Raw genomic sequence first — 11,047 nt, forward strand, 5'->3', positions numbered from 1 at the left:
ATTGTTCTATAAGAAGTTATTAGGGCTAATTTATCTATTATTTGAATACCGTTTTTTACTCATTTGTCCATCTGATTCCAGTCAAGCGTATTTTTCCATAATCAAGCGCGCTTTAAAAAAGCACAAAGTGGATTCAGCCCCTTGGTTTATATTGATGTGCGTGTCTTCTAGGCCATCATAAGAAGCACCATTTTCAGGATTATACATAATTTGTTTCAGATGGTTGTTTCCTAAAAACCATATAAAAGCCAGTTTTAATTGGTCTTTGTATTTTGTGTTTTGTGTCAGTTCATAAAAGAAGTCCAAGGCGATAATTGTTGTTGCCACTTCGATAGGCTGTTCGCCATAAAATTTTCTTTCATTTTGTTTCTTGAACCAACCTCTGTTAGATATTACTTTCAATTGTCCTTTCATAAAATAATGGGAGAGTAAAAAATCGAAGGTTATAATTGCAATTTTTTTATACTTCGATTTTTTTGTGACTAAATAACTATACATCATGGCCTCAGGCAATACATTATTAGCGTAGGTCATATAATCTTCATACCAGCACCAGTCCTCTGCAGAGTTGATGTTGTAATGTCGCAAAAGTTCATCGGCCAGTTTCTCAATATGATTTTTGATTTCTTCGTCTTTGTAGGTTTCATGGTAGAGGTACAATCCTTTTAATGCGTAGGCAATAGCTCTTGGAGACTTGAAATTATCAATCTTTTTAATGGCTTTGTCCCAGCATTTTACTGCCCTACAAATCATCTCCAGCGGCAGGCATTGTCTGTGAGAGATAACGGTTCCTAAGCTCCATAAGGCCCTGCCGTTAGCATCTTCAAGATTTACTTCTCCGTTTTGTTTGGTTAGTTTACCATTGTAATCTTTGTAATTGTCAAACCAGCCATCATTTCGTTGTATTCCTTCTATGAAATTCAAATACGTAAAGGCTAGTTTTAAATTTTCATTAGCTGGAAAAGCTTTGTTGTACATAACGATATTAATTAAAGCTCTGGCATTGTCATCTAACGTATATCCAGATTCAGGGTCGGGCTGGCTAAATTTTGAAAACTGGAGAATTCCAAAATCGGTGGTCAGTTTTTTGATATGATCTAATCTTATTGGTGGGAAATTAAATCGTAAATCATCTTCTCGATTTGTTAATAAATCAAATAAAAGCCGGTATTGTATGGCTATATTTTCCCAATTTGTAGCACGAGCCATTGAAAAAGCGTTTTTGCCCATGGTTATTCTTTGTTCTTCATTTTCAATTAGATAGCATATCGATTTTTGAAATTCTTCTGGATTATCAAAATTTTTCAACAAAATTCCATTGCCGTTGCCCAAGGACTCAACAGCATGTGGTATAGGAGTTGAAATGACGGCACATCCGCTACTCATGGCATAGGCAAAAGTCCCGCTGACGGTTTGATTTGGATCTTTGGAACTGAATAAATAAATTTCGGATAGCGTTAAAAATTCGAGTAACTGTTGTAATTTAAGATACTCATTGATGAAAATCACATTGTTATCTAAATGTTTATCTTTTACAATAGATTGCAGGGTATGACGGTACTTCTCGCCCTCTCTTTTTAAAATTTCTGGATGCGTTTTTCCTATGATTAAATAGATAACTTCGGGATGATGCGCCACAATTTCTGGCAATGCATGCAATACGGTTTCTATTCCTTTATTTTCGCTTATTAACCCAAAGGTTGACAAAACAATTTTATCCTTGAACCCGTATTTATTTTTAAGTATTTTTTTTTGTTCCCAAAGTACAGTGTGATTGCCATGAGGAATAACCATAATTTTAGAGGATTGACAGTTGTAATATGCGGCTAAGACTTCTTTCGAATTTTTGGTTAGCACCACGACTTTATCTGATAAATCAGTAATGGCATACACGACTTTTTTTCTTTTCTCATTCGGAGTAGGCAGAACGGTATGAAAAACGGTTACAATTGGTTTGTTAAGGGCTAATATAAAGGAGAGGATATGATCACCATACTCTCCTTTAAAAAGGCCAAATTCATGCTGAATACAAACAAGTCCAATGTCATTGCGTTCATTTATTTTTTCGGCAACCAACCTGTAATGAACTAAGGAGTCAACCGGCAGGACGTAACTAACTTCGTCAGGATACTGAAATTCTTGTTCTCTATCTTGCAAAGCACATACTTCAACTGGAAGCGTATCTCCAAAGACGATATTGACCGCATTAGCAATATCATTGGTAAAAGTAGCTATTCCACATTCTCTAGGCGGATAGGAGCTTACAATTAACATTTTTATTCCTGTCTCGAATTTCATAGCAGTTTATTTTTAAGGTTGTTTTCTCAATTCGAGAAGTAATTCATTGATATCTAATTTGGCTACAGCAATATGTTTATCTCCTACACCATAATAAATGTAAAGATCGTTCCCAAATAAAGCATGTCCGGTGGGGAAGACAACATTGCTGACTTTACCTTCCATTTCCCATTTTTTAGTTGGTGAAAATAGCGGGAAGGGCAGTCTTGAAAGCTCAATTTTAGGATTGTCTAATTGTAATAAAGCGGCTTTAGCATGGTATGTTTTTCCTTTAGTAGTTTCTTGTACACCATGGTAAATAAGCAACCATCCGTATTCCGTTTCAATAGGCGGGCCACCTGCTCCGATATAATTTACTTCAAAAATATCTTTTGGATCTAATACAATATAATCCACTAAATTAATAATGTATTCTCTCCAAAATGATTCGGTTAAGTCCTTCCAATGCTCAAATTCTACGATTTGAATTCCTGGCCAAATGCGGTGTAACAGGACAAACTTTCCATTTATTTTCCTTGGAAAGAGGACGACATCTTTATCCCTGAGCAACCTGAATTCATCTGACACTAATCCTATCTGTGCAAAAAGATTGTAATATTGGTGGTATTTTGGATTGAGTTTGCTATGATCACAACAATTCACATAACTTTCATATTCATTGTAATTGACATGCGGTGTAATAATGCCGTGTTTCTCGAAATGAATCAAATCTTTAGAAGTAGCTAGTGCTCCCATAGCATTAACGCCGTCATAAGCGGTATACGTTATGTAATAAGTATCTTCAATTTTCACAATGCGGGGGTCTTCTATACCGTGTTTTTCATATTCAAAATCGCGCCTAATTACTGGCTGCTCCTGGCGTTCAACAAGCTTGGTTGGTCCCTCTAACTTAGCATAACCTACGGTTGAATAATTGCCATGTTCTACTGCTCGGTATAACACGTGAATTGTATTTCCTTCTTGATAAATGCCAGGATTAAACACACCGTTATTTTCAAATGGCTTGTCTGTAGGCCCCATAATTATCCCTAATTTTTCTATCGTAACCATGCTTCAACCGTCTTTTAAATCGTTTAAAAATCAAATTAGTAGCTACTATTTATTTTTGCTCCTCTTCCTTTTTTTGTTCCTTTAATTTTGCTTTTTCCTGTTTTCTAAAATACCCGCGAAATAAAAAATTATGTTTTAAGGCTTCTAAATTTTCATTTAAGCGGAAACTAGATTCCTTAATATTATCCATTGTGGAATCTATTTTTCTTACTAATTGTGGATCGTTTGAAAGGTAATTGATCGCCCCTTTTCCGCCTTTGATGTTGACTACTGTTGTGTCGAGGTTACCTATTACATTATTGATTTGACTACTTGATTGCTTTAAATTTTGGACTACTGACTTAATACTATTGGCCACTGCCGTATCTTTTAAAACACCAATCACATTATTTTTATTTTCAAGTGATGAAATAATTCGGTTTAATTTAAGGATCGATTCTGAACTACCTTTTCCTGTAATTTTCAAATAGTGCATCGTTTGTCTCAAATCTCCTGCCAGTGTACTATCTTTAATCAATAAGCCTACAGTGCCCGTTCCTTGATTGATTTCATTTGTTATTTTGAGTAGATCTGTTGTAAGAAGTGCTGCATTTTTGTTGGTCTTGTCAAGAGTAATGAGCATGTCTTCTGTTCGTATTCGATTTATTGTGGCAATTTGATCTCCAGGTAGTATAGAGGCCGCCCCTTCTTTTCCTGGAAGGATATTAATAATCATGTTTCCCACTAAACCATCGGAACCTATTGTAGCAACAGCATTTTTTCGAATAAGTGGAAAAATAGTTTTGTCAATCAGCATATCGACTCTAATAGCGGTATCGTTAATCATTTCTATTCCACGTACCGTTCCCACATTGATTCCAGAAAAACGTACATTATTGCCTAGTTGCAAGCCATTGACATTATTAAAAACTGCGGATAAGTGATTGGTTTTTCCAAACATTTGTTTTTTATCGCCAATGAAATACACAGCGAGTATAAACAATAATAGCCCGATTATGACAAAAACTCCAAGTTGCAATTTTTGGGATGTTGTTTTTTCCATTTTTATTGTTATTTAAAGAAAGCTTGTACTTTTGCATCTTTTGAAGTGGATAGTTCCTCAAAAGTGCCTTCGATATAATTAATGCCATCCACTAGTAAAATCATACGGTTAGAAATCATTCGAGCACAATCCACATCATGCGTGATAATTATAGCCGAGGTGTTGTATTTTTGTTGGATAGACATCATGAGCAGCAAAATTTCTTTCGCAGTTATGGGGTCTAAGCCTGTAGTAGGTTCGTCATATAAAATTATTCTAGGTTGCAGAATTAAAGTTCGGGCTAACGCAATTCGCCTTTTCATTCCTCCCGATAGTTCTTCAGGCATTAGATTGATTGTGTTTGCTAGCCCAACGTTCTCTAATGCTTCCATTACCATTGGAGTAGTATCCTTGATAACACCAAACTTTTTTTTGTGGCGTCGCAACGGAAATTCTAAATTCTCCCGGACCGTCATCGAATCGTAAAGGGCACTTCCTTGGAAAAGAAATCCAACTTCCGTTCGAAGATCATCCAGTTCTTCTCGATCGAGTTTACTAATATCATTTTCCATCACAGTGATCGAGCCACCGTCAGGCTGCTCTAGTCCTATCAAACACTTTATCATCACAGATTTTCCAGAACCTGATTTTCCCATAATCACGAGATTCTCCCCTTCACGGAGCACCATATTAAAACCAGCTAAAACAGCGTTAGAACCATAGCTTTTTCGGAGGTCTTTGATCTCTATGATTGATTTTTGATTTTGTAGTAATGTATCCATAATCAGTTATAAGTCATAAAATATATCAGTAATAAAAACAGCCATAAAATCAATAATAAAGAGCAACATCGAAGTGAAAACGACAGCAGAATTAGCCGCCAAACCTACGCCAGCCGTCCCTTTTTTGCAATAATATCCTTTGTAACAACCCACTAATCCAATGGCAAAACCGAAAAAGAATGTTTTTATAGTTGCTGGAATTAAATCACCATATTCCAACGCATTAAAAACCTGATTGTAATACAATAAAAAAGAAACTTTCCCTTTGATATTTTCTACCAGAAAAGAACCAAAAATGGCGATTGCGTTTCCAAAAAAAACTAAAATAGGAAGCATAAAAGTAGTGGCTAATACTCGGGTAACTACCAAATATTTAAAAGGATTAGTACCTGAAACTTCCATGGCATCTATTTGTTCCGTAACGCGCATTGAGCCTAATTCAGCGCCAATTCCAGAACCGATTCGTCCCGCACAAATCAATGCTGTAATTATAGGACCAATTTCTCGAATCAACGAAATACTAACCATCGAAGGCATCCAGGATACAGCGCCAAATTCCTGTAATGTAGGACGAGATTGCAATGTAAATACCAACCCAATTATAAATCCCGTAACAGCTACAAGTAGCAAAGAACGATTTCCCATATTGTAACACTGCCTTAAAAACTCTTTAAATTCAAAAGGACGTTTAAAAGTCTCTTGAAAAAACCGACCCGCGAAGTAGGAGAGTTCGCCAACTTCAAGTAAAAAAGCATTGAATAATTCAGTTATTTTAGAAAATGTATTCATAAGCAAATGAATTAGTTTTTAACAGAAATCAGCTACTCAAATATACATAATTATTTTGTCTGATTATCAGTGCTTAAAGGTGTTGTTTGTCTGTTATTTAAAGGATTTTGTCGATAAAAATTCAATTTAAAAAAATGAAGACGATTTTGAAACGTTTCTCCTAATTGTGTAACAAAAAGAATTCCTTGCTTTATAATTAGCACTAGTCGTTAAAGTAGTTCACAAGCCATGAACGGCCTATGATTTTTTTTGTTTCAAAAGTATAAATCGCAATAAAAAAACTTATGATTTATTTATTCTTGTTTTTTAGCCATTTCTCTATTTCTACCGACCAAAAAACAATACTTGATACCGCTAATGTTAGGGTCAATTCTCCTAAAGTTAGCGGTTGTGTTTTAAAAATCCCATTAAATAAAGGAGTATAAATTATCATTAATTGAAGTGAAACCGTTATTGCTAAAGCGATAATCATGGGCTTATTAGAGAAAAAACCAATTTTAAAAATAGAATCTTGGCTAGATCGAATGACCATTACATGACCCAATTGGCTAAAGCAAAGAACGGTAAATGCCATCGTTTGCCAATGCGAGTTCGCCACATGTATGGCATAAGCCTGCATTCCGATGGTGACTACTCCCATTAAAAATCCTACCCATAAAATATGCACTGCCATTCCATTTGAGAAAATATTTTCCTTCGGATTTCTAGGCAGTCGTTTCATAATATTTGCTTCTGCTGGTTCAGAGGCTAAGGCCAACCCAGGCAAGCCATCTGTGATTAGGTTAATCCAAAGAATGTGAATGGCCAGTAATGGTATGGGTAAACCAAAGAACGGTGCCAAAAATATAGCCCATATTTCTCCTGAATTTCCAGTCATAATATACTTTATAAATTTCAGAATATTATCGAATATTTTCCTGCCGTGCTTAACTGCAATTACGATGGTGGCAAAATTATCATCTAGTAAAATCATGTGCGAAGCTTCTTTGGAAACTTCTGTACCGTTGATACCCATCGCAATGCCAATATCAGCATTTTTAAGCGCTGGAGCATCGTTGACACCATCGCCAGTCATCGCTACAAAGTGATTTTTAGATTGTAAGGCAGTGATGATTCTTAATTTTTGTTCGGGATTAACACGTGCATAAACGCGAACCTTTGTCACGATTTCTTCAAACTCAATTTGGTTTAACACTGCTAATTCAGAACCAGTAAGGGCTAGGTCCTCCTCGGAAGAAATAATACCCAGTTTTGCAGCAATAGCTTTAGCAGTAAGCTTGTGGTCGCCGGTAATCATCACTGGAATAATGCCCGCTTCTTTACACTCGGATACGGCTTGCCTTGCTTCTTCGCGAGGTGGATCGATCATCCCAACAAAGCCAATAAGCGTTAGCTCTGTTTCGATTTCATCTGGATCTAAATGCTGCGGAAGTGATGAAATTGTTTTCATTGCATATCCCAAAACTCGATAGCCTTTTGCAGCCATCTCATTTACTTTACGTTCCAATTCTGGAATATGTGATTTTTGATCGGCATTCAACTTGTCAAACAAGACATCAACGGCTCCTTTTGTTAATACAATCATTGTAGCGCTTTGATCGGCGTCAGGATTACTAATTTGATGAATTGTAGTCATGCATTTTCTTTTGGAATCAAAAGGTAATTCTGCAATTCGCGGATAAATTTTTTCTAAATCACCTCGATTAAAACTCTTATCGAACGCATATTCGACCAACGCTACTTCAGTCGAATCTCCTAACCATTTTCCGTTTTCTTCTTTTGATACATCATTATTCAAAGCAATTGCGTGAAGCAGTCTGTTTTGATCTTTAAAAACCGTCTGATAATTTGCGGTCGAAGTTTCATAAAATTCCTGTAAAGTCATTTTATTGAGGGTCAAAGTACCTGTTTTATCAGAGCAGATGTAGGTCACAGAACCTAATGTTTCTACAGCGGGTAACTTACGGATAAGGGCCTTGTGTTTTGCCAATTTCTTAGCTCCAAAAGCTAATGCTATTGTTACTAATGCTGGTAAAGCTTCAGGAATGGCAGCAACTGCAAGTGAAATAGAAGTGATTAGCATAGTCAAAATAGCTTCGCCACGCAGCCAACCAATCATAAAAATGATGGTGCAAATCAACAGTATGCCTACGGACAATCGTTTGCCAAAAGCAGCTAATCTTTTCTGCAAGGGAGTGGTGGTTTCATCGGTCTGGATCATTTTTGCAATATGGCCCAACTCGGTCTGCATTCCAGTTGCCACGACATAAGCAAGGCCTCTCCCATTAGTAACTGAAGTTCCTTTAAAACCCATGTTGGTCTGGTCGCCAAGGGCATAATTTCCTTCGGGAAGTTCTTCTGTATTTTTTTCTACATTATTGGATTCGCCTGTTAGCGTTGATTCATCCACTTTTGTTTGATGCGTTTCAAAAAACCGGACATCTGCTGGAATAATATTCCCTGCTTCTAACATTATGACATCTCCTACCACGAGATCTGTTGCAGGAATGTTCATCATTTTTCCTTCACGTAAAATATGAGCATGGTTTGCTGCCATGTTTTTTAAGGCTTCCATCGCTTTTTCTGCTCGATATTCCTGAATAAATCCTACAGCTGCATTAATAATGACGATAGCTAGTATAATAATTGTATCCGTAACATCACCTATAACGCCTGAAATAATAGCTGCCGCTACAAGAATAAGAATCATGAAATCAGAAAACTGAGATAAAATCATTTTAAAAATACTCTTCTTTTTTGTGTCTTCAATTTGATTTTTTCCTTGTTCGCGCAAGCGCTCAGCGGCTACTACTGGATCAATACCGCTTGGAGTTGTATTTAGCAATTGAGTTATTTCTGATATTGGGAGTAAATGCCAGTTCATAATTTTAATCTTTTATATAGTATAATAAAATCATCATTAATACATACACTAATGCTATTAGAGCAGTGTCTATGGCGAGTTTCCATTTTTTTTCTTCCTTGAATACGATGCCGATAATGCCAATGGCAGTTATAATTATCGTCCCTAGGACTGGTATAATATGGTTGGGACTAGTAAATTGAAGGATAGGGCCTTTCGTATATAGAATATCATCAATGGCCAAAATGGCAATATTAAAAATATTACTGCCAAAAATATTACCAATTGCTAGATCAATGGTTCCCAGTCGAATGGCCGCTATGGATACTACTACTTCCGGAAGTGAAGTAGAAGCAGCAATAAATAAAGTGCCAAAAAAACTTTGTCCCATTCCACTGGCCTCGGCCAAGTGTTCTCCAAAATAAGGCAGCAGCATTGCAGCTCCCATTAGTACAAGTGCGTTCATTATATACCTTCGCACGACTTGTTTTAGTGTTAGCGTGTAGGTGTTTTTTCTTTCTTCCCGATGATGACTTTCTTTTTTATCATAAGAGAATATTACGCGAATGGCTATGACGTAAAATAAAAGAAAGAGTAAGCTGAATTCTCCAATCCATAAAATGGTTCCAAAAATATCGGGCATTAAAATTGCAAAAGCGACCAAACTCAATAGTATGATGCCAAAGGATGCTGCAATCACATGACCTGTTTGGGCAACCGATGTTAGTGGTTTTTTATGGTCGTAAAATAAATCCATAATAGAAATAATAAGGATATTGAAAGCACAGCTTCCTACAATATCGCCAACGGCAAGATCTGGAGCATCAAGAAAAACCACAGCGCTAATTCCATTCATTAGTTCGGGCATAGATGTTACCGATGCCAAAAGAACAATGCCCATAAACATTTTTCCCCAACCTAACATATCGGCCATCATATCACCATACTTAGATAGCCGTGAGCCCGTTGCTACTATTACCGCTGTGGCTAGGATAAACCCGAGAATGTCCAGATAGATAGCATTCATGTGGAAATAATTAGTATGTTAGAATCTTTGAATTTCTTACTTATCGTTACGGGCAATAGGAATAGGATGGACTGCTAGCCAATTATATTGAATTTTAATTGTATTATTTATCTTAAATTAGGAACAGGATGACGATAATTATTGCACTGGAATGCTCAGTAAAGGCTTGGCGATTAGATAGGCTGTTTTTTTTGTTATACTGGAGTAAAAAATACGATTCCAAAAACCTTTTCTTTTTAAGGGATTAATTACAATCAAATCCGTTTTATCGGCTACTGTCTCTTCTAAAATGATTTTTGCTACGTTCTCTCCTGTACTATGTTTGAAAGTGAATTCAAAATCTTTAAAATGGTTTTGGATTGTATTTTTATAATTGTCAAAGTCTTCATCTGCAGTAAACGCTAGGATTCCCTTGTCGACATGAAGAATGGTAATGGTAGCATTGAAAAGCTTGTTTAATTCCAGTAATTGAGAGAGAACCTTTTTGTCCTTTTTATTATAATTGGAGGCAAAAGTTATTTTTTTTGGGATCTTGAATTTATATTTTTCAGGAATGGCTAATACGGGGCAGGAAGCTTTGGTCATTACCTCGGCAGTAAAACTACCAATGATTTTTTCTTTTAACCCACTAGCTCCTTTTGTGCCCATTACTATTAAATCTATTTTATTTTTTTTACAAAATTTCGGAATCTTAATGCCTTCAGGACCTTGATCCACATGAATGGTTATGGGAAGATTTGGATTTTTATCCATTATCGAATTCATGATAGCAGTAAGGTGGTTGGTTAAAATTGTTTTAGTATCTAAATTTTCTTGAGTGCTTGAATTAAGGGGATAAAAAGCACTTTCAAAAGGAATAAAGCAATGGTATAAAATTAATGAAGCATCAAATACGGTCGCCATTTTTACAGCATAATGTATAGCAGAATCTGCCAGTAAAGAAAAGTCGGTTGGACAAAGTATCGTTTTCATAGTGTTAATTTTTAGTTTGCTACTTATCTAAGTCATCCAATACACGTCGTTCAAATTGCTATTTGACTGTATTTTTTCAAATGCTAAGGGATCATTTGAATTTTCAACAGTTCTTTTCTTTTTTCCAATTGTAATTTAATTTTTAACTTTTATGCTGCGACCTATTCGCGATGCAACTTTTTTAGAAACTTAAGATAGTTTTTTAAGTTTTCATTTCTATTTTCTAGGCTAAAATCGGAAATAAC

Annotated in this window: 8 protein-coding genes; all 8 read right to left on the reverse strand. The window is 35.9% G+C overall.

The features are described from left to right. Nucleotides 1-81: 81 nt before the first annotated feature. Complete coding sequence (locus BUC11_RS03055; protein WP_073351782.1) at nt 82-2,298, reverse strand: glycosyltransferase; 2,217 nt, start codon at nt 2,296-2,298, stop codon at nt 82-84. A 12-nt stretch (nt 2,299-2,310) separates the two neighbouring features. Then, nucleotides 2,311-3,348, reverse strand: coding sequence for a glycoside hydrolase family 130 protein (locus BUC11_RS03060; RefSeq protein ID WP_073351784.1), 1,038 nt, complete (start codon nt 3,346-3,348; stop codon nt 2,311-2,313). A gap of 49 nt (nt 3,349-3,397) precedes the next feature. Further along, entirely contained in the window at nt 3,398-4,390 is a 993-nt protein-coding gene (locus BUC11_RS03065; RefSeq protein WP_073351786.1) for an MlaD family protein, read from the reverse strand. 8 nt (nt 4,391-4,398) lie between these two features. Then, nucleotides 4,399-5,151 (reverse strand): ABC transporter ATP-binding protein, encoded by a 753-nt coding sequence (locus tag BUC11_RS03070; protein ID WP_073351787.1) that lies wholly within the window; start codon nt 5,149-5,151, stop codon nt 4,399-4,401. 6 nt (nt 5,152-5,157) lie between these two features. Further along, nucleotides 5,158-5,940, reverse strand: a complete 783-nt coding sequence (locus tag BUC11_RS03075) for an MlaE family ABC transporter permease (RefSeq protein WP_073351789.1) — start codon at nt 5,938-5,940, stop codon at nt 5,158-5,160. A gap of 289 nt (nt 5,941-6,229) precedes the next feature. Next, complete coding sequence (locus BUC11_RS03080) at nt 6,230-8,824, reverse strand: cation-translocating P-type ATPase (RefSeq protein WP_073351791.1); 2,595 nt, start codon at nt 8,822-8,824, stop codon at nt 6,230-6,232. Nucleotides 8,825-8,828: 4 nt separating this feature from the next. Further along, entirely contained in the window at nt 8,829-9,830 is a 1,002-nt protein-coding gene (locus tag BUC11_RS03085; RefSeq protein ID WP_073351793.1) for a sodium:calcium antiporter, read from the reverse strand. Between the two features lie 138 nt (nt 9,831-9,968). After that, nucleotides 9,969-10,802, reverse strand: coding sequence for a universal stress protein (locus BUC11_RS03090; RefSeq protein ID WP_073351795.1), 834 nt, complete (start codon nt 10,800-10,802; stop codon nt 9,969-9,971). Nucleotides 10,803-11,047: the final 245 nt, after the last annotated feature.

The sequence above is a fragment of the Flavobacterium xanthum genome (assembly GCF_900142695.1).
Taxonomy (GTDB): domain Bacteria; phylum Bacteroidota; class Bacteroidia; order Flavobacteriales; family Flavobacteriaceae; genus Flavobacterium; species Flavobacterium xanthum.